The sequence below is a fragment of the Bacillus luti genome (genome assembly GCF_001884105.1).
Classification (GTDB): Bacteria; Bacillota; Bacilli; order Bacillales; family Bacillaceae_G; genus Bacillus_A; species Bacillus_A luti.
In genome coordinates this window covers 1-406 of the sequence record NZ_MACI01000030.1, presented here as the reverse complement: position 1 = coordinate 406, position 406 = coordinate 1, and the positions used below count along the sequence as shown (strand labels likewise).

1 protein-coding gene is annotated in these 406 nt (G+C 38.7%); it reads right to left on the bottom strand.

Annotated features, from left to right (window positions below):
- On the bottom strand, positions 1-406 hold a 406-nt coding region (locus BAQ48_RS28605), incomplete at both ends, for a hypothetical protein (protein WP_207544835.1).

The following is a 406-nucleotide window of genomic DNA, read 5'->3' as shown; positions in this document are numbered from 1 at the left end:
GTCCTGTTTGTCCTGTTTGTCCTGTTTGTCCTGTTTGTCCTGTTTGTCCTGTTTGTCCTGTTTGTCCTGTTTATCCTGTTTATCGTGTTTGTCTTGTTTGTCCTGTTTGTCCTGTTTGTCTTGTTTGTCCTGTTTGTCCTGTTTGTCCTGTTTGTCTTGTTTATCGTGTTTGTCTAATTTACCTGGTTTACCTGGTTTGTCTTGTTTGTCCTGTTTGTCCTGTTTGTCCTGTTTGTCCTGTTTGTCCTGTTTGTCTTGTTTGTCTTGTTTGTCTTGTTTGTCTTGTTTGTCCTGTTTATCGTGTTTGTCTAATTTACCTGGTTTACCTGGTTTATCGTGTTTGTCTTGTTTGTCTTGTTTGTCTTGTTTGTCTTGTTTGTCTTGTTTGTCTTGTTTGTCTTGTTTG